This window comes from Senegalimassilia sp. (assembly GCF_977052095.1).
This window is the reverse complement of the sequence record NZ_CDRSTZ010000008.1, coordinates 37,726-56,906: the sequence shown is the minus strand read 5'-3', so window position 1 is coordinate 56,906 and position 19,181 is coordinate 37,726. Positions and strand designations below refer to the sequence as shown.

14 protein-coding genes are annotated in these 19,181 nt (G+C 62.0%); 6 read left to right on the top strand and 8 right to left on the bottom strand.

Going from position 1 to position 19,181, the window contains the following annotated elements:
• The first annotated feature begins 23 nt into the window (after positions 1-23).
• Positions 24-1,124 carry a nucleoid-associated protein gene (locus ACWI6D_RS03035; RefSeq protein WP_449133617.1) on the top strand — a complete coding sequence of 367 codons (1,101 nt, stop codon included), beginning with the start codon at positions 24-26 and terminating at the stop codon, positions 1,122-1,124.
• 131 nt (positions 1,125-1,255) lie between these two features.
• On the opposite strand, the gene ACWI6D_RS03030 is transcribed toward ACWI6D_RS03035, so the two are convergent.
• From ACWI6D_RS03030 to ACWI6D_RS03010, 5 genes are all read right to left on the bottom strand, one after another.
• Complete coding sequence (locus ACWI6D_RS03030) at positions 1,256-3,040, bottom strand: ABC transporter ATP-binding protein (protein ID WP_449133616.1); 1,785 nt, start codon at positions 3,038-3,040, stop codon at positions 1,256-1,258.
• Positions 3,041-3,047: 7 nt separating this feature from the next.
• Positions 3,048-5,213: a HelD family protein gene (locus tag ACWI6D_RS03025; protein ID WP_449133615.1), complete on the bottom strand. Its 2,166-nt coding sequence runs from the start codon at positions 5,211-5,213 to the stop codon at positions 3,048-3,050.
• A gap of 94 nt (positions 5,214-5,307) precedes the next feature.
• The gene (locus ACWI6D_RS03020; RefSeq protein WP_449133614.1) at positions 5,308-7,224 is read right to left on the bottom strand and encodes a heavy metal translocating P-type ATPase; all 1,917 of its coding nucleotides are present in this window, start codon (positions 7,222-7,224) and stop codon (positions 5,308-5,310) included.
• A 70-nt stretch (positions 7,225-7,294) separates the two neighbouring features.
• A complete protein-coding gene (locus ACWI6D_RS03015) occupies positions 7,295-7,513 on the bottom strand; it encodes a cation transporter (RefSeq protein WP_129422834.1) in 219 nt (72 codons plus the stop codon).
• 56 nt (positions 7,514-7,569) lie between these two features.
• The gene (locus tag ACWI6D_RS03010) at positions 7,570-7,854 is read right to left on the bottom strand and encodes an ArsR/SmtB family transcription factor (RefSeq protein WP_236648315.1); all 285 of its coding nucleotides are present in this window, start codon (positions 7,852-7,854) and stop codon (positions 7,570-7,572) included.
• A 543-nt stretch (positions 7,855-8,397) separates the two neighbouring features.
• Between ACWI6D_RS03010 and ACWI6D_RS03005 the strand changes: the two genes are divergently transcribed.
• From ACWI6D_RS03005 to ACWI6D_RS02995, 3 genes are all read left to right on the top strand, one after another.
• Complete coding sequence (locus tag ACWI6D_RS03005) at positions 8,398-9,144, top strand: ATP-binding protein (RefSeq protein ID WP_449133613.1); 747 nt, start codon at positions 8,398-8,400, stop codon at positions 9,142-9,144.
• A 287-nt stretch (positions 9,145-9,431) separates the two neighbouring features.
• Positions 9,432-9,764 carry a metal-sensing transcriptional repressor gene (locus ACWI6D_RS03000; RefSeq protein ID WP_288284709.1) on the top strand — a complete coding sequence of 111 codons (333 nt, stop codon included), beginning with the start codon at positions 9,432-9,434 and terminating at the stop codon, positions 9,762-9,764.
• A gap of 18 nt (positions 9,765-9,782) precedes the next feature.
• A complete protein-coding gene (locus ACWI6D_RS02995) occupies positions 9,783-12,401 on the top strand; it encodes a heavy metal translocating P-type ATPase (protein WP_449133612.1) in 2,619 nt (872 codons plus the stop codon).
• A 110-nt stretch (positions 12,402-12,511) separates the two neighbouring features.
• Here the strand turns inward: ACWI6D_RS02995 and ACWI6D_RS02990 are convergent, their stop codons facing one another.
• The gene (locus ACWI6D_RS02990) at positions 12,512-13,639 is read right to left on the bottom strand and encodes an aminotransferase class I/II-fold pyridoxal phosphate-dependent enzyme (protein WP_449133611.1); all 1,128 of its coding nucleotides are present in this window, start codon (positions 13,637-13,639) and stop codon (positions 12,512-12,514) included.
• Positions 13,640-13,787: 148 nt separating this feature from the next.
• On the opposite strand from ACWI6D_RS02990, the gene dinB reads away from it, so the two are divergent.
• Positions 13,788-15,086 (top strand): DNA polymerase IV, encoded by a 1,299-nt coding sequence (gene dinB, locus ACWI6D_RS02985; RefSeq protein ID WP_449133610.1) that lies wholly within the window; start codon positions 13,788-13,790, stop codon positions 15,084-15,086.
• A gap of 23 nt (positions 15,087-15,109) precedes the next feature.
• On the opposite strand, the gene ACWI6D_RS02980 is transcribed toward dinB, so the two are convergent.
• The gene (locus ACWI6D_RS02980) at positions 15,110-16,078 is read right to left on the bottom strand and encodes a response regulator transcription factor (protein ID WP_449133609.1); all 969 of its coding nucleotides are present in this window, start codon (positions 16,076-16,078) and stop codon (positions 15,110-15,112) included.
• Positions 16,079-16,371: 293 nt separating this feature from the next.
• Between ACWI6D_RS02980 and ACWI6D_RS02975 the strand changes: the two genes are divergently transcribed.
• Positions 16,372-17,958, top strand: coding sequence for a YfcC family protein (locus ACWI6D_RS02975; protein WP_417751402.1), 1,587 nt, complete (start codon positions 16,372-16,374; stop codon positions 17,956-17,958).
• 241 nt (positions 17,959-18,199) lie between these two features.
• Here the strand turns inward: ACWI6D_RS02975 and ACWI6D_RS02970 are convergent, their stop codons facing one another.
• Positions 18,200-19,087 carry a DegV family protein gene (locus tag ACWI6D_RS02970; RefSeq protein WP_449133608.1) on the bottom strand — a complete coding sequence of 296 codons (888 nt, stop codon included), beginning with the start codon at positions 19,085-19,087 and terminating at the stop codon, positions 18,200-18,202.
• Between the last annotated feature and the right edge of the window lie 94 nt (positions 19,088-19,181).

Sequence of the window (19,181 nt, the reverse complement as noted above, 5' to 3'; positions counted from 1 at the left end):
GGTGAAAGGTTGCAAGTAAGTCGATGTTCAAGATTAACCATGCCATTTTGCACGTGTTCGATTTCGTGTCGTGCGTAAACGTGTTCTCCGAAGATGAGCTTGACCTGACGAACAAGAACGTGAAGTCGTACGTGATGCGCATCGCACGTCATGCGCTTGGCGGCATGGACAACCGACGCGGCGAGTTTTTCGCCGATAGCGGGTTCGCTGCCGAGTTGACGGCGTATTTCAAGGGCGAGCGCACTTTCGTGGACCTGTCGGTGCAGGTGGCCCAGTTCATGTCCGATGAGCTGGGGCGTATGGAGAATCCCGCCTCGTGCGACTTGCTGGTGGTTGACTTCGAAGACCAGGAAAAGCCGCCGGCCATGCCTCCCATTCCCGATGATGCCACCGAAGAGGAGATTGCTGCCGCTACCGCCGCCGCGGAGGCTGCGGCGTACAATGCGCGCAGCGAGCACTACTTCGGGTTGCTGCTGCTTGAAAGCAAGCCCGCGTTCATGCACGAGGTGGGACATGGCGAAGACGGTGTCACGCGCAACAACATCGAGCGTCACCACGCCATTTTGCCGAACCCTTCGCAGAAGATCGCCTCGTTTGCCCTGGTGAACGCACGTACCATGGCCGTGCAGTTCGTGGATAAGCCGCGCGAGATTGCAGGCGAGGAACGCTGGCTAATTCCCGATGGGCTGCTTCAGTGCTCGAACGAGGCGTCCAGCAAAGAGCTGTTCGACACCACCATGGGGCTTGTGGAAGAGGTCGCGGAGGAGTTCGGTGTGAACTCGGCCGTGGCCATGGGCCGTGCAAAGGCGTACCTGGCCGAAAACGCCGACGACTCCGACGAGGTGCCGTTCGACGAGTTCGTGGACGAAGTGTTCGATGACGAAGGACCGCGCCGTCGTTTCGAGCAGGCTGCAGCCGACGAGCAGCTGGGGGAGCGCGTCTACATGGAGCGCGACGTGGCCAAACGCGTCAGCCGCAACCACAAGATCGTTACCGACACGGGCATCGTGTTGACGTTCCCGGCCGAATACAGCCACAACACCGAGCTCATCGAGTTCAAAAGCACGCCGAACGGGCTGATTCAGATCGAGCTGAAGAATATCGGCAGCATCGAGAATCGATAGCGTTTGCCGAACGCGAGCGCGCGGGAGAAGTTGGTGTCGCGCTTCGCGCTCTTTTATCTGGGCCGAGCTTTCGCTCGGCCCTACGTTTTGGGTGCATCTCCGCTGGTGAAGCTGCTTTGGGCTTTCTTGCCTTACTCTAGATAGGCGCCGGTTTGGCGGTCCCAGAGGTGGGCGTACTCGCCGCCGGCTTTGATGAGTTCGGCGTGCGGGCCGTCTTCGACCACTTTGCCGTGGTCGAGCACCACGATGCGGTCGAGGCTGGCAACCGTGGACAGACGATGCGCCACCACGATGCACGTGCGCCCGCGCATAAGCGTTTTCAGCGCATCTTGCACCAGCGCTTCGCTTTCGGAGTCAAGCGCGCTGGTGGCCTCGTCAAGCACCAGCACGGGGCAGTCTGCCAGCAGCGCGCGGGCGATGGCCACACGCTGACGCTGCCCGCCGGAAAGCTTCACGCCGCGCTCGCCCGTGATGGTTTCGAACCCTTGCGGCAGGTTCTCGATGAACTCCAGCGCATTGGCTAGGCGCGCCGCCTCGCGAATCTGCTCCATGGCGGCGTCGGGGCGGCCGTACGAAATATTCTCGGCGATGGTGCGGTGGAACAGCAGCGCCTCTTGAGGCACGTAGGCGATGGAGCGGCGCAGGCTTTGCTGCGTGCAATCGGCCACGTTTTGGCCATCGATCAAGATGCGGCCGTCCTGGATGTCGGACAGGCGCAGCAACAGCTTCGTGAGCGTTGTTTTCCCCGCTCCGCTCAAGCCGACCAAACCAACGCGTTGACCTGCGGGAATATGCAGGTTGAAATCCTCGAAAACTGGAGTTTTCACGTTGCCATCGGTGTAATAGAAGCCGATGTTCTGAAAATCGATGGTGCCTTCGCGCACCACCATGGCGGGCGCGCCGGGCTTGTCGGCTACCAGGCGCGGCTCGTCGAGCGTTGCCGTCATGCCGGACGCGTCGCCGAACGCGCGGTTGAAGCGCTGCAGGCCGTTGTTGATGAAGTTGAACTGGTTCGTCACGGTGTACGTGTACGTGAACATCATCACGAGCGTACCGGGCGTGATGCCGAACCACGCGTTGCCGCCGGCAATGAACACGGCAACCACGCTCATGATGACCACGGTGATGGCCGCCGTGATGATGCCGCGCGTAAGGCTTGCCCACATGCGCTTGCTGTCGCGTTCCACCACGTTGCGGTTGGCCTGGTCGAACAGCGCGCGCTCGTAGTCCTCTCGCCCTGATGTTTTCACCGCCAAGATGTTCGCCACCGAATCGGACAGCTCGCCGGATAGCTGATTTTGCGCGCTGGCCGCTTTCTCGTTCAGCGATAGGATTCGCTTGTACATGTAGTACGACACGCACGCATAGATGGCCAGCAGCACCATAAGGATGACTACGTACAGCGGCACGCGCGGCGCCAGGATGGCGCACGTGAAGATGACGGAGCACACCACGGGCAAAAATGGGAACGTGATGGTTTCAAGCAGCTGCTGGTAGGCGCTCATGAACTTGCTGGTTTGGCTGACCAGCGTGCCGCCGAAGCGGTTGGAGTGGAAGCTCATGGACTGGTTGCACAGCGCGTCGAAGCTCATGGTGGCCAAGTCGTACGCCGCGGCGATTTCCAGCTTGTACATGGTGTAGTCCTGCAGCTTGCTGGCTGCCTGGCCCACCAAGTTGATAGCGATAAGCGCCGCGATATAAGGGCCGTACATGGAAAACACCTGGTCAGAGGTGATGCTTCCCTCGCTTACGCGATCAACCACCAAGCTCATCACATAGGGGTTGCCATACGAAAGCAGTGCCACGAACAGAAACGTGGACGCCATCAAGGCCACGAACAACCCCAGATGCTTGCGCGTGACCTGCCAATAGTAGTGCAGCGTGCGGCGCGCGGTCGAAGGTGCGGTGCGGGACATGGCTCTCCTAGTTCGGGAAATCAAGCAGCGGCGTGAAGCTGCCGTTTGCCAGCAGCGTGATGGTGCGCGTTGCGCGGCTGATGGTGGTGTACAGGCGGTTTTGCGCCACGCGGTCGTCGGCGGGGAACAGCCCCGGCCCGGCGTCGGGCACGATGACGTGGTCGAATTCCAGGCCCTTCGCCAGCGGCAACGTTAGCGCCAGCACACCAGATGCCGGCAGACGCTGGCCTTCGTCGATGATACGCGGCATGTCGTCGCCCAGCAGGCGTGCCAGCTTCTTCAGCTCGTGCTTCCAAGGAACGACCACGGCCGTTAGCCCGTCGTTTTCGCGCGCGTTTACGATGGCGGCGCGCAGTTCGCGCTCGTAATCATCCTGCGTGGGGCAGGCGATAAGCGCCGGCGGGGTGTCGGCGCGCTGCACGGCCGAGATGCTCATGCGCTCGTTTTCGGGCAGAAGGCCGGCGAACAGCGCGGTGATCTCGGGGGTGGAGCGGTAGCTGGTCAGCAGCTGGCACTCCTCGATGGAACCGCGCAGGCGGCGGAACACGGCGCGAATCTGCTCGTAGCTGGCTGTTTCGGGGCGGATGGCCTGGTGCGGGTCGCCCAGCAGCATGAAGTGAGCCCGGCGGAAGAAGCGGGCCATGACGGCAAGCTGGTCGGGCGTGTAATCCTGCACCTCGTCGATCATGACGTAGCGTGCATCGGGATTGCCCATGCCCGTGACGGCCATGTTCAGGTACAGCCATGCGCTTGCCGGCAGGTTCTCCACGCCCAGAAGGCGCATGCCGATGCGGTCGAGGCGCAGCCACTCGTCGCGTTCGATGGCCAGCACGGCGCCGGAGAAGCGTTCCTGCAGGTACGTAAGCGCGCAATCGCGGGCCTCTTGCTCGGTTTGCGGGTCGAACGGGGCGTTGAACAGGCGTACCTGTTCGTCAAGCGACAGGCACAACAGCTCGTCCTGCACCGCTTCGGTGGCGGCCATCTGCTTCAGGCGCGCGTCCAGGCGGCGGAACAGCTCTTCGCGCACCAGCGTCACCAGGTGCGGGCCGGCCGGCACGTTGGGGTATTTCTGCATCAGCTGCATGATGGCCGCACCTGCCACCAGGCGCGTTCCGTAGAACGTGATGTCGCGGAAATCGTTCGGCTCGAACGTCAGGTGCTCCACGGCGTCGTCGATGCGCCACAAAAGCTCCAGCGGACACGCTTCGGCCTTCGGGTTGCGCGCGGCGGGCAGCAGACGCGCGGCGAACTCGCGGTACGTGATGGTTTCGGGGTTGCGCTCTCCCAGGTCGGGCAGCACGTTCTCGATGTATTTGGCGAACACGGGGTTTGGGCTGATCAGGAACACCTGGCGCGGGTCCAGATCGCCGCGGTTGCGGTAGAACAGGTAGGCGATGCGCTGCAGCAGCACACTGGTCTTGCCGCTGCCGGCGATGCCCGCTACCAGAAGCGCCGGCACGTCCTTGTGGCGGATGATGAGGTTCTGCTCTTTTTGGATGGTGGCCGTGATGGCCTTCATGTGCTCGGAGCGCTGCGCCGAAAGCGACTGCAGAAGCAGCGAGTCCTCGATGGCCACGTCGGAGTCGAAGTAGGCGTGCAGCTGGTCGCGCTCCAGGTCGAACTGGCGGCGCGTCAGCAGGTTCACGTTGATGGTGCGGCCGTTGGCCACATACGACGTGGCGCCGTTTTCCTGGTTGTAGTACACCTCGGCCACGGGGCTGCGCCAGTCAACCACCATGCGGCGGTAATTGTCGTCGGCAACGCCGGCAAGCCCGATGTAGATGTCCTTCGCCGGCGCGCCCGGGCGCATCTCCAGGCTGATCTTCGCGAAATAGGGCTGCTCCAGCAGCTTGGCTGCCGCAGCCAAGCGCTCGCTGTCGGCGTCCTGCTCCAGGTTGTAATCGCGGATGAGGTTGTTCAGCACGGCGTAGTCGACGTAGGTTTCCTGCGCCTCGCCGTCGCTGGCGAAGTTGTGCTTCACCTCTTCTTGCATGTCGTCTTTATCCTGCGCGGCTTGCCAGCGCCGGCGTTCCATTTTCTCGGCCAGCGTTTTCGCCATGGCCTCCAGTTTGGCGTACGTGTCGGACAAGTGCGCCTGCTCCTGTTGGAAAACGGGGTCGTTGGCCGCTTCAACTGCGGTTTCGTTCGTTTGTGTTTGCGTGTTGTCGGCCATGCGCCATCCCTTCGCTTGAAATTTCGGCATTCTATTCTAGCGAAGATGAGAAAAGCCCGTCCCGTGCGGGACAGGCTTTCCATAAGTTGGCTGTCTACTTCTTCAGCGAGTTTACGTTCATGCAGCGCATAGCGTTGAGGATGGCTAGGATGGCCACGCCCACGTCGGCGAACACTGCAAGCCACATGTTCGCGATACCTACGGCCGCCAGCACCAGCACTACGAACTTAACGCCCAGCGCGAACACGATGTTCTGCCACACGATGCGCATGGTGCGCCGTGCCAGGCGGATGGCGCGCGAGATGTTCGACGGCTTGTCGTCCATGAGCACCACGTCGGCGGCTTCGATGGCCGCGTCCGACCCCATGGCGCCCATGGCAATGCCCACGTCAGCGCGCGTGAGCACGGGCGCGTCGTTGATGCCGTCGCCCACGAATGCCAGATTCGCGCCGTCGGTTTGCGCGGCCAGCAGACGCTCGACCTGCTCGACCTTGTCGGCGGGCAGCAGCTGCGCGTGGAACTCGTCGATGCCCAGCTCTTCGGCAACGGCTTGCGCCACTTCAGCGCGGTCGCCCGTGAGCATGACCGTTTTGCGCACGCCTGCCGCATGCAGCCGCTCGATGGTTTCGGCGGCGTCGGGCTTCACCACGTCGGCGATGACGATGTGGCCGACGTAGGTGCCGTCGATGGCCACATGCAGAATGGTGCCCACCAGCTCGCAATCCGTAAAGCTTGCACCGTGGGCCGCCATAAGCTTGTCGTTGCCCACGAGCACCTCGTGCTCGTCGATGATGGCGGCAACGCCGCGGCCGGCTTCTTCGCGCACCTCCGAGATGCGCGCTTGGTCGATCTGCCCGCTGTATGCCTGCTTCACCGACACGGCGATGGGATGGTCGGAGTACGACTCGGCGTGCGCAGCGAACGCGAGCAGCTCGTCGGGGTCCACGTCGTTTTCCGCGTGAACCGCCACCACGTTAAACGAGCCGTTCGTGAGCGTGCCCGTCTTGTCAAACACGACGGTGTCAACTTTCGCCAACGCTTCCAGGTAGTTCGACCCCTTCACCAGCACGCCCAGCTTGCTGGCACCGCCGATGCCGCCGAAGAAGCTCAGCGGCACGCTGATGACCAGGGCGCACGGGCAGCTGACTACCAAAAACGTCAGGCCGCGGAAAATCCAGTCGCTCCAAGCGCCCATGCCCACAAGCGGCGGCACCACGGCGATGAGCGCGGCCAAGCCCGTGACGGTGGGGGTGTAGTAGCGCGCGAAGCGCGTGATGAAGTTCTCGGTTTTCGCTTTCTTCTCGGCGGCGTTTTCCACCAGCTCGAGGATGCGGCTGACGGTGGATTCGCCGAACGGCTTCGTGGTGCGCACGCGCAGCACGCCCGTCATGTTCACGCAACCCGAGATAACCTCGGCGCCCGCCTCCACGTGGCGCGGCACCGATTCGCCCGTCAGCGCGGCGGTGTCAAGCTGGCTTTCGCCTTCCTCGATGATGCCGTCGATGGGTACGCGCTCGCCGGGCTTCACCACGATGACGCTGCCCACGGCAACATCGTTGGGGTCGACCTCGCACAGTTCGCCGTCGCGCTCTACGTTCGCGCAATCGGGGGCAATGTCCATCATTGCGGCGATGTCCTTGCGCGATTTGCCGACGGCGTAGCTTTGGAACAGCTCGCCTACCTGGTAAAACAGCATGACGGCGCAGCCTTCGGCCATAGAGGGTTCCGCGTCGGGGAACGCGATCATGGCGAACGCGCCGATGGTGGCCACAGCCATGAGGAGGTTCTCGTCGAACACCTCGCCGGTTTTGATGTTCGTTGCCGCGCGCAGCAGCACGTCGTGGCCGGCGATAAGGTAGGGCACCAGGTACAGCACGAACAGCAGGTAGACGCTGTTCGCGCGTCCTAGCCACGCTTCAAGCGGCAGCAGGTGCTCGACGGCGAAGATGATGGCGAACAACACGAGCGCTACGATGATGCGCTTGCGCCATCTGCGTTGCTTTTTGTTCATGGTTCGGGTATCTTTCTGAAGCGGTTTCACTTATGGAGCGGTTCCGTGGCAGCGGGCCGCTTCTTTTGTTTTAGCGGACGATGTCGCAGTCCGGCTCGTACTTGTGCGCGGCTTTCTGCGCTTCGTCGAGGATCTGCTCGAAGCGCGCGTCATCGGCGTCGATCATGAGCTTCTGCGTCATGAACGTCACCTTCGCATCGTTCACGCCGTCGATCTTCTTGATTTCCGCCTCGATTTTCGCGCCGCAGTTGGCGCAGTCCAGCTCGTCGAGTTTGAACGTCTTGCGCATGGTGGTTCCTTTCTTTGCTTACGGTTAGGTGGAATGGTTGCGGGCGATGCGCCCGGCTATTCGCAGATATGGGTCATGCCTTGGGCCAGCATGGTGTACACGTGGTCGTCGGACAGGGAGTAGATGATGGACTTGCCGTCGCGCTGGAATTTCACCAGGTGCGCCTGCTTGAGTTGGCGCAACTGGTGCGACACGGCTGACTGCGTGGCGCCGATGGCCTCGGCCAGCTCGCCGACGGGCATCTCGTGGTTCATGAGCGCGAACAGGATTTTGATGCGCGTGGTGTCGGCGAACACTTTGAACAGGTCGGCCAAGTCGTAGAGCAGCTCTTCGTCCGGCATGGTGTCGAACAGCTGTTGCGATGCCTCGCGGTTGCAGCCGCAGGGGCACGCGTCTTCCGGTTGCGGCGCTTGAGCTGCTGACGTTTGGTCGATGGTGGCTCTTTCCGTCATATTTGCTCCTGGTTCTTCATGGCTAAACATATGAGCAACTGTTCATAAGTATAGAAACGGTATGCATGCTGTCAAGGGGGTTGAGTATGTTCGTGGAACAAATTTGACTTTTGCGGTTTCGGCGCGGCGTATGTGGAAGAGGCGCGGGGCATGTGTCGGTATGGGGTGCGGCGCATGCGCATGCCTATTGCTTGGAAGGTTCGGCCGGTGACAGGGCTGCGGCATTCGGGCTTTTGCGATACTTGGCGCCGTTTCGTAGCTTTCGACGTTCGTTTGGCTGGCGAATGTGGCGATTCTGAGCAGCTTCAATTTTGTGGGAATTGGAACATTTCGTGAGTCGCTCGTTTGATAGGGTTACGTCAATGATTGAACAGCGTTCGGCATGGCGCACGAGAGGTACCGGCCGGGCGCGCAAAGACAGCGGGGGTTACCATGATTCGACGTGTTATCCATATCGACGAAGCCGCGTGCAACGGTTGCGGCATCTGCGTGAAGGCGTGCCACGAGGGCGCTATCGGCCTGGTGGACGGCAAGGCGCGCCTTATGCGCGATGATTACTGCGATGGCCTGGGCGATTGCCTGCCTGCGTGCCCCACGGGCGCCATCACGTTTGTGGAGCGCGAAGCAGCGGCTTACGATGAGGCCGCCGTGCTGGCGAACAAGGCGAAAGCTGCGGCGCCGGCTCCTGCGGCCGGCGGTTGCCCGGGTTCGCGCATGCAGGTGCTGCGTCCTGCTGGTCAGCCGTCCGGATGCCCCGGCACGCGCGCGCAATCGATTGAGCATGATGTGTCTGCGGCAACTGACGGTCCCGCGCGCCCGTCCGAAATCTCGTCGTGGCCGCTGGAGATCAAGCTGGTGCCCGTGCGCGCGCCGTATTTCAACGGCGCCGACCTGCTCATCGCCGCCGATTGCACGGCGTTCGCATACGGCGATTTCCATCGCGATTTCATGCGCGGGCGCACGTGCGTCATCGGGTGCCCGAAGCTTGACGGCGTCGACTATTCCGAGAAGCTGCAGGCCATCATCGAGTCGAACGACATCCGCTCTATCACCGTGTGCCGCATGGAGGTGCCGTGCTGCGGCGGCCTTGAGATGGCGGCGCGCAACGCGCTGGCGCGCAGCGGCAAGGGTATCCCGCTGTCGGTGACCACGTTCAGCGTGCGCGGCGACATCCTGTAGTGCTCGCATGGAAGCGAAGCGGCCGCGTTTCGGGTGCTGCGCTTTAGCGCGCCCACTTGCGGCTTGCGCCCTTGGGCAACCCTGCTCTCAAAGGCTGGCGAACGGTGTTCGCCAGCCTTTTTAGCTTTTCGCGATTGCTCTCGAGCGACAAAGGGATTTCTTCCCCCGTAAACCTTCTCACAACCGTTACCCACAGATAACAAGTGCTTGACAGTACCCCATGGGGGTATATACTAACTACCGTTCAAATGATGCCCCGTGGGGGTATATCGAAAGAAGGTGAGCTCATGGGCGAATCGGCGAAAGCGGCATCGGCACCGCAGAAATCCTGCTGCTGCCATCATAAGGCAACGCCGCGCAGCCAGCAGATGCAAGACGACCTGCAAAAGCGCTTAAACCGCGTAATCGGCCAGCTCAACGGCGTGAAATCCATGATCGACGACAACCGCTACTGCGGGGACGTGCTCATGCAGCTTTCTGCTGCCGAAAGCGCTGTGCACAGCATCTCGGCCATCTTGCTGCAAAACCATCTGGAAACGTGCGTCGTCGAGCAGATCGAGCAGGGCAACACCGAAATCATCGACGAGGCCATGCAGCTCATCAAGAAATTCGCTCGCTAGGGCAAAAGGAAGGGTGCGATGAAACGTACGTTTGACGTGACGGGCATGACGTGTGCCGCCTGCTCGTCGCGCGTGGAGAAGGCCACGGCCGGCGTCGCGGGCGTCGATGGCGTGGCCGTGAACCTGCTGAAAAACAGCATGGAAGTGGACTACGACGGCAGCGATGCCGTGGCGGCGGCCATTTCGGCAGCCGTGGAAAAAGCCGGCTACGGCGCGTTCTTGCGGCCCGAGCCTGGCCAAGCTGGTGCGGCGGCGCCCGCCGCGCGGCCTGTCAACGATGCGGCTGCCGAGGCAAAGCGCGTGAAGGTGCGCCTCATCGTAAGCTTCTGCTTCACCATCCCGCTGTTCTATCTGTCCATGGGGCACATGATGGGCTGGCCACTGCCCGACATCTTCTTGGGCCGCGAGAACATGCTCACGTTCGCGTTCACGCAGTTCTTATTGCTGCTGCCCGTCATCTTCGTGAACTTCAAATTCTTCCGCGTGGGCTTCAAAACGCTGGCGCACGGCGCGCCGAACATGGACTCGCTCATCGCGCTGGGCTCGGCGGCCTCAACCATCTACGGCATCGCTGCCATCTACCGCATCGGCTGGGGCATGGGGCACGGCGACATCGATTTCGCGCATGCGGCGGCCATGGACCTGTATTTCGAGTCGGCGGCCATGATCTTGACGCTCATCACGCTGGGCAAATACTTCGAGGCGCGCGCGAAGGGCAAAACCACCGACGCCATCACGAAGCTGATGGACCTGACGCCGAAAGAGGCCACGCGCCGCGGGCCGGACGGTTCCGAGCAGCTCGTGCCCGTTGAACAGGTGCGCGTGGGCGACGTGCTGGTGGTGAAGGCGGGCGAAGGCGTGCCCGTCGACGGCGTGGTGCTTGAAGGCGAAGGCGTGGTGGACGAGTCGGTCATCACGGGTGAAAGCGTGCCGGTGGGCAAGCGCCCCGGTGATGCGGTCACGGGTGCCACGGTGAACACCACCGGGTGGTTCGCCATGCGCGCCGACCGCGTGGGCGCCGACACCACGCTTGCGGGCATCATCCGCCTTGTCGACGAGGCCACGTCCACGAAGGCGCCCATCGAGAAGATCGCCGACAAGATCGCCGGCGTGTTCGTGCCGGTGGTCATCTGCATCGCCGTGGCTGCGTTCGTCTTGTGGATGGCGCTGTCCGGCGACGTGTCCACGGCGCTGACGCATGCCATTTCCGTGCTGGTCATCAGCTGTCCGTGCTCGCTGGGCCTGGCCACGCCTACGGCCATCATGGTGGGCACGGGCCGCGGCGCCACCAGCGGCATCCTTATCAAGTCGGCCGAGGCGCTTGAGGTGTCGCACGACGTGAAAACGGTGGTGTTCGACAAGACGGGCACCCTGACCACGGGCAAGCCTGCGGTCACCGACGTGGTGTGTGCAGCTGGCGTCGACGCGTTTGCGCTGGCCAGCCTTGCGCGCTCTGTCGAGCAGCGCAGCGAGCATCCGCTGGCGCAAGCTGTTGTGGCGTGGGCCGATAGCGCCGGTGCACAGCTTCAACCGGTCGACGCCTTCGAGCAGGTGCCGGGCGGCGGCGTGCGCGCCACTGTGGGCGGTACCGTTGCGTTTGCAGGAAACGCCCAGCTCATGGGACAGCACGGCATCGATGTTTCCGCGTTCGAATCGCGTGCACACCAGCTTGCCGATGAAGGGAAAACGCCGCTGTACTTCGCGTCTGCCGGCCGTGCGCTGGGCATGATAGCCGTTGCCGACACCGTGAAGCCGACGAGCGCCGCCGCTATCGCGGAGCTTTCGGCCATGGGCATCCGCACCGTCATGCTCACCGGCGACAACGAGCGCACGGCCCGCGCCATCGGGGCCAGCGTCGGCGTCGACGAGGTCATCGCCGGCGTGCTGCCCGAAGGCAAGGAGCGCGAGATTCGACGCCTGTCCGCGCAGGGCCGCGTTGCCATGGTGGGCGACGGCATCAACGACGCGCCGGCGCTTGCCCGCGCCGACGTGGGCATCGCCATCGGCGCCGGCACCGATATCGCCATCGACAGCGCCGACGTGGTGCTTATGAGCTCGGACGTGCTTGACGTGCCGGCCGCCATTCAGCTGTCGCGCTCCACGCTGCGCAACATCAAGCAGAACCTGTTCTGGGCGCTTATCTACAACACGGTGTGCATTCCCGTTGCGGCCGGCCTGTTCAGCTTCGCCGGCTTCACGCTGAACCCCATGATCGCCGCGGCGGCCATGAGCTGCTCAAGCGTGTGCGTGGTGTCTAACGCCCTGCGTCTACGCGGCTGGAAGCCCGCGTTTACCACGCAGGCGGCGCAGCAAGTGCTGGCCAAGCGCAAAGAGGCGCAGCAAAACGAAGCAGTTGCGGACGCAAGCGCGCCCGAGCTTGATACGGTTGGAACCGATGCGGGGGAACCCGCGGAACAGGAGATCTTCATGGAGAAGAAGCTTACCGTCGAAGGCATGATGTGCCAGCACTGCGTTGCACACGTGAAGAAGGCGCTTGAGAGCGTCGAGGGCGTATCCGAGGCCGTGGTGGACCTCGACGCCGGCACGGCCGTCGCCAAGCTGACGGCCGACGTTGCCGATGACGTGCTGACCGCGGCCGTGGTGGACGCCGGTTACGAGGTCAAGGGCATCGAATAGTGTTTGCGCCACGAAGAGAAAAAGCGCCCCTAGTCAGCAGTTTTGCTGGCCAGGGGCGCTTTTGCGTGGTGGTGGTGGCTGTTGTTGAAGACCGCCTTGCTTGTGCCAGACTACCTCATGACAATCTCGCGTAGCACGGCTACGAATCGCTCGTTCTCGGGGCGGGTGCGTACAGATACGCAGAAGTGCGTGCCCGGTTCTACGCCTGGCGTGCGATCGAGCGTGCGCACCAGAAAACCGCGCGCTTGCAGCTGCCGCACCAGGTCGGGCGCATCGGCTGCTCCAAGACGCATGGTGGCGCCGGGCCGGTACGCGCACATGACGAAGTTCGCCTCGGCGGGGAAGATGCTGATGCCGGGAACCAGGCTCAGCATGCACTGCATCCAGGGGATCTCGGTGTCTAGCAGCTCGCGCGTGACGTCAAGGTGATGCTCGCTGGCGGCCAGCTTCGCCAATTCGGCGGAAAGCGTTGCCGACGTGGGCTTCGCTACGGCAAGCGAAATGCGCCGCGCTACGGCCGGATGGGCAAGCGCGCAGGAAAGCGGCAGGCCCGGCAGCGAGAACGCGTCGGTAAGCGAGCGAATGATGATAAGGTTCGAATGTTCGCGCAAAAGCCCCACCATCGACTCGCCGCCCAGCGTCAGGTCGATGCCGCGCTCGTCCACGATCACCCAATCGCAGGCGTCAAGGTAATCAAGCAGCGTTTGGCGCGCCAGCAGGCGACTGGTGGGAAACGCCGGGTTCGCCAGCATGGCGGCGTTGAACGGCATGCCGAGCCGGTGGGCCATGGCCGGGTCGGGCACGATGAACCCGTCGGGACTGGGAATCTCCACGATGCGATGCCCCGCAGACCCTAGGCACTGCTCGTACGTGGCGCGCGAGGGCACGGGCACGGCGACGTTGCGCGGCTCGAACGCGTTCGCCACCGCCGTCAGCACGTCGGTGGCCGAAGCGCCTACGGCAACGTTTTCCGCCGCCACGCCATACAGGCGCGCCAGCAAGCTGGGCGTTTGCGCCCGCGCCGCACGCTCTTGCGTGGGCGTGACGTTCGAGCGCGAGATGCGGTGCATGGCGTTCGCGAACGATGCGGGCGTGCCCAGCGGGTTGAGCGTTTGCGAGAAGTCGAACCAGTCGATGGCCTTCGCGGCGTCTCCGCACGGAAGAACGGGCGGCGCGTCAAGCGCGGGGGCAACGGCTCCGTATCCGGTAGCGCGCAGGTTTCCCATGTGCTTTTCCAACGTGCCTCCTTTCTTCGGGCTGGGCGCAGCGGGCTCATTTTAGTCGAAGAACCATGCTATCACACGCATGCAAGCTTCGCGGAATCCGCCGCGCACCAAGGACCGGTTCGCGCTGCAACGTTTTGCCGCGCATGCTAGACTTCTGCGTATGAACAACGAACGCGGCGAACATATCGACGGTGCCCTGGCGGCGTGGGACGGTCCGGCAATTCTGCTGGTGGACCTTGACGCGTTCTTCGCTTCGGTCGAACAGCTTGACCACCCGGCTTGGCGCGGCAAGCCCGTCATCGTGGGCGGCGACGCTGAAAAGCACGGCGTGGTGTCGACGGCTTCTTACGAGGCGCGTAAGTTCGGCGTGCACTCCGCCATGCCCGCTTCGCAGGCGTGCAAGCTGTGCCCGCATGCCATTTGGGCCCCTGGGCGCTATGACCGGTACAAGGAAGTCAGCTACCAGGTTATGGCTATCTTGCGCGACGAGACCCCGCACGTGCAGCAGGTCAGCATCGACGAGGCGTTTCTGGACGTCACGCCCACGCGCGTGAATCGCGAGCACCCGGTTTTGGTTGCCCTGCGCATCCAGCAGCGCGTCGAGGCCCTTGGCGTCACGTGCTCGGTGGGCGTGGGCACGTCGAAGACGGTGGCGAAGATCGCCTCCGACATGGACAAGCCGCGCGGGCTGACGGTGGTGTACCCCGGAACCGAGCGGCAGTTTCTCGATCCGCTGCCCATCCGCGTGATGAGCGGCATCGGCAAAGCTACCGAGGAGAAGCTGCGCCATCGCGGCATCGAAACGCTTGGGCAGCTGGTGCTTGAAGGGCAGCCGCGCCTTGAGCGGCTATTCGGCAAGAACGGCCGCACCATGTACGTGCGCGCCTGCGGCTTAGACGATGCGCCCGTTGAACAGGGTGCCCCGGTGAAGTCGGTGTCGAACGAGGTGACATTCGCGAACGATTTAACGCAGCGGGTGGACATCGAGGCCGCTATCAATTCGCAGGCGGCGAAGGTGGGACGGCGCCTGCGCGGCAAGGGGCTTGCGGGCCTTACCATTGGGTTGCGGCTTCGTTATGCCGATCGCTCGAACCGCTCGGTGCAGCGCCGGCTGCAAAATCCCACCGATGACGAGCTTTCGTTCGCGCCTCTGCTGTGCAACATGCTTGACGAGCTGTGGGAACCCGGCATGGCCGTGCGCCTTGTCGGCGTGTCGGTTGGCGGCTTCGACGGCGTGGCGGGCGAGCAGGGAACGCTGTTTGACGTGGCGGATGTGGCGCCGAACAGCTCGGATGCGGCGCCGCGCGTGAAGGACAGCAAGAAACGACGCGGTCTGCTTACGGCCACCGACCTGGTAAAAGACCGCTTCGGCGAATCGGCCGTGCGCTTCGGTCACGAACTACGCAACGCCGGCAACACCACCGGCACCTCAGCCAAAAACCCCGCCGACTACAAGTAAAGCTGGTAAGGGGACGCGCTTCGCTACACGTAATTCCAATAGTCTTGGATGAGCTTCTGCCTGTTCGCCATTTGCGTTTTCTGCAGGATATGGTGCACGTGCACCTTCACCGTTCCGGGTGCCAGCGACAGCTCTGTTGCGATGTTCTGGTTGTCTTTGCCCAGCAGAATCAGACGCAGAATCTCGGTTTCGCGTGGCGAGAGGCGCCGGGAAGCGGCGTATGCCACCAGGTTCTGCTCGATGAACGCCTCCACGTGCTGTCCGCCTTCCTTCGGCGGGTCGATGTGGCGCATCGATAGGTACTTCAGCGAGTTGCGGAACGCGATGAACGCGCACGTGAGCGCCAGCAGGTTCTCCGCGAAATTTCGCTCGGGGAAAAACGGCAGGTCTGCATCCACGATGCCGGGGTTCACAATCAGCAGGAACACCACGTTTTCCGCAACGGTGGCCAGCACCAAAAACCACAGGGCCACGTAGAACCGCTTGAACCGTTTGAGGCGCACGTGTTGTTGCTGATGACTCATGGTGACGTAGCGATAGGCGCTGTAGATGAGCATCCATGCCATGAACACCTCGCGCAGCGAATAGAAAACGAACATATGAAAATAGCTTTGCGGCATCAAAAGCGTCACGGTCAGGCTGGCGACGATGAACAGCACCGCCGGAGCAAAGCGCATGACCTTCGAATCTTGCTCTACGTATTCGCATACCACAAGCCAGAACGCGCTTAAAAAGGTGCATCCGAACACTATGGACGAAACGGGGTCGCCAATATAGAACCCTTCGTGCGCAGCTGCTGTTTGCGACGCCATTACGTAGTCGTCGCGGAACACCAGCATGCAGTCGATGTAGTACATGAAGAAGCCGACGAAGCTGTACAGCTGCACCTTGTTGCGCGACACCAGGTACGCCGCCAAGCAGCTTGCGGCCGTTAGGATGGCGCACACTTGCATGACGATGGAGTAATAGAACAAAATCAGGCTTGAATCCATAGCGCTTCGCTTCCCCTTTTCGCGACACGTTTGGGTTTTCGATTAGTATACGCTCATCATTTTGCAACTGCAAAACACCTGTTCAATCGCATATATACCCGGTTTATACCCCTATATATACCCGCTTTTCTTCTAGCTTTGAACCGCTAAACCTCGCCAAAATGCATCTCGCCCGAGCCAAGCGGGTAGTCATTTGTACGCCGTAGCCAAAGCGAGCCAAGCGCGAAGGCCGCCGGCGAAAAGGACCATTCCGGTCGCGCAAACCGGAAGCGCTCAAGGAAAGGGGAGTGCGTATGTCAACGGAGGCCGCTGCCGCCGAACCCATAGGCGTGCCCACCGATAAGAAGGACAAGAAGCAGAAGAAGAAAAAGAAGCTCAGTTTCCCGACTGCGTTTACGATCCTGTTCGCGCTGACCATCATCGCCGTCATCGCGACCTGGTTCGTACCGGCTGGCCAATACGCCAAGCTTCAATACGTAGCCGATTCGAACACGCTGTCCATCACCAGCCCGCAAGGCGACATCAGCGAGGTGCCCGCCACGCAAGACGAGCTTGATCAGCTGGGCGTGAAGATCGACATCGAGCAGTTCACGGGCGGCGCCATCACGAAGGCCATCTCCATCCCCGGCACGTACGAGCAGCTTGACGCTCAGCCGAAGGGCATCGCCGACATCACGCAGGCCATGGTGTCGGGCACCATCGACGGAGTGGACATCATGGTGTTCATCCTGGTGCTCGGCGGCTTAATCGGCGTGGTGAACGCCACGGGAGCCTTCGAATCGGGCCTTATGGCGCTGACGAAGAAGACGAAGGGCCGTGAGTTCCTGCTGGTGTTCCTGGTTGCCTTGCTCATGGTGCTCGGCGGCACGTCGTGCGGCCTTGAAGAAGAGGCCGTGGCGTTCTATCCCATCTTAGTGCCGGTGTTCTTAGCGCTTGGCTATGACTCCATCGTGTGCGTGGGCGCTATCTTCCTTGCCGGCTCCATGGGCACCACGTTCTCCACCATCAATCCGTTCTCGGTGGTTATCGCCTCGAATGCCGCAGGCATCAACTTCATGGAAGGCTTCGAATGGCGCGTGGCCGGCTGCATCGTCGGTGCCATCGTGGTGATCTCGTACCTGTACTGGTACTGCAAGAAGATCAAGGCGAACCCCGAGTTCTCTTACACCTATGAGGACCGCGAGCATTTCGCGAAGCTGTTCAGCGTCGAGCGCGGCGAGACGGCCGCGGCCCATGCGGAAGGCTTCAGCCTGCGCAAGAAGGTCATCCTCGTGCTGTTCATCGCTGCATTCGTGCTGATGGTGTACGGCGTTATGAACCTGGGCTGGTGGTTCCCGCAGATGGCCGCCATGTTCCTGGCCATCTCCATCATCATCATGTTCATCTCGGGCACGGAAGAGAAGGTCGTCGTTAACGCGTTCATCGACGGCGCATCGTCCTTGGTGGGCGTGTCGCTGATCATCGGCCTGGCGCGCGGCATCAACCTGATTATGGAGCAAGGCCTCATTTCCGACACGCTGCTGTTCTGGTCCTCGAACGCGGTTCAGGGTATGGCAGGTCCGGCGTTCATCATCATCATGATGGTCATCTTCTTCCTGCTCGGCTTCGTGGTTCCGTCGTCCTCCGGCCTGGCCGTGCTGGCCATGCCCATCATGGCGCCGCTGGCCGACACGGTTGGCATCGACCGCTTCTCCATCGTCTGCGCATATCAGTGGGGTCAGTACGCCATGCTGTACCTGGCGCCTACGGGCCTGGTGCTGGCAACGTTGACCATGTTGGACATGAAGTACTCGAAGTGGTTGAAGTTCGTGTGGCCCATCGTGGTGTTCACGCTGGTGTTCGGCGGCATCCTCCTGTGCGCTCAGGTCATGATGGCCTAAGCGGGTTCCCGCAACACATACTCTTTACAAGAAGAGCTCCCACCTGGGAGCTCTTCTTGTACCTATACAAGTGAAGCAGGATTCAAACGCACCTACTAGCGGGTTAACGTAGTTTGGGGCTCTCGGTGGCCCACAAAGCGAGTTCCGCAGCGACTGAAACAGCCCAGTGGGCTGTTTCACCAAGCGAGGACTGTCTGAGCGACTGGGCCACCGAGAGCCCCAAGCGGTGCAACCCCGAAATCTAGTTGCGGCTTGAAGCCAAGAAGAACAGCGCCATGGTCCCCGGACCCGAATGCGCGCCGATGACCGGGTCGATGCAGTTCACCACGATGTCGCGCACGCCGAAGCGCTCGCGAATCTGCTGCTCAAGCCACTGCGCCTCTTCAAGACAGTCGCCGTGCGTGATGAACACCATCTGGTCGGCAAGCGGCTGCGTGCCCGTCTTCTCCATGTGGTTCAAAAGCGCCGTCAGCGACTTCTTGCGTCCGCGCACCTTCTCCATGGGGATAAGGTGCCCTTCGTCGTCCACGTGCAGCACAGGCTTGATGTTCAGCAGCGTGCCGGCCCACGCGCTGGTCTTCGACACGCGCCCGCCGCGCCACAAGAACATGAGGTCGTCCACCGTGAACCAGTGCGCCAGGCGCAGCTTGTTGCCTTCGACCCAGTCGCGCACCGCATCGATACCCTCGCCGGCTTCCGCATGTTGGCACGCATGCCACACCAGCAGGCCCTGGCCGCCCGACGCCGCGAGCGTATCCACGGTGTAGATCTTGCGGTCGGGGTACTCGCCGCGCAGCTGTTTGGCCAACAGTTCCGTGGCCTCGTATGTTCCGGAAAGCCCGCTGGAAAAGCCCAGGTACAAAATGTCGCGACCTGCATCAAGCAAGCTGCGAAATAGCGCCTCGGTGTTACTTAAGTTTGGCAGCGACGTGCGGAACACCTTGCCGTCGCGCATCATCTTGTAGAACCGGGAAAGGTCGGTCTTCTCGCCCTTGAGATAGCTTTGATACACGGTATCTTCGCCATCGGCCATAAACGTCAGCGGCAGCACGTGCAGACCGTAGCGGTCAATCGTCTCTTCAGCGAGGTTGCAACATGAATCGGTGACCAGCTCAAAGCTCATCGTCATGGAAAGTCCTTTCCCGATGGGAACAAGCGCGTACGTATATGCATCAAGTATAACCCGGGAAGCGTGATTGTTTCGCCGGAGAATAATAATCGGC